The following is a 328-nucleotide window of genomic DNA, read 5'->3' as shown; positions in this document are numbered from 1 at the left end:
CGTTGTAGCCGTACAGCTTCTGCGTGTTCGGATCCCACACGATCGCGAACAGGTCCCCGCCCACCCCGTGTCCGGTGGGCTCCATCAGCCCCCGCGCGGCATTGGCGGCGATCGCCGCATCCACCGCCGAGCCACCGCCCGTCATCACATCCAGCGCGATCTGCGTGGCCAGCGGCTGCGAGGTGGCCGCCATCGCGAGCGGGGCGATCACTTCCGAGCGGGTGGCGAAGCCATGCCCGGTGACCCGGTCGGCGGCAGAAGACCGCATCGGCAGGGCGCACAGCAGCGCGGCAGCCCGGGCGGCACGGACAAGGGGTCGGGTCACGGA

1 protein-coding gene is annotated in these 328 nt (G+C 72.0%); it reads right to left on the bottom strand.

The window, feature by feature from the left end; translation table 11 throughout:
* Positions 1–325: gamma-glutamyltransferase (locus tag ACQG3P_RS18990; RefSeq protein ID WP_426805903.1), on the bottom strand; the 325-nt coding region annotated here is incomplete at its 3' end.
* Between the last annotated feature and the right edge of the window lie 3 nt (positions 326–328).

Origin of the sequence: Stenotrophomonas sp. SrG, assembly GCF_050031795.1 — a bacterium.
GTDB classification, from domain to species: Bacteria; Pseudomonadota; Gammaproteobacteria; order Xanthomonadales; family Xanthomonadaceae; genus Stenotrophomonas; species Stenotrophomonas rhizophila_A.
The sequence above is the reverse complement of the archived record's forward strand: the minus strand, read 5'-3'. Positions and strand labels throughout refer to the sequence as shown.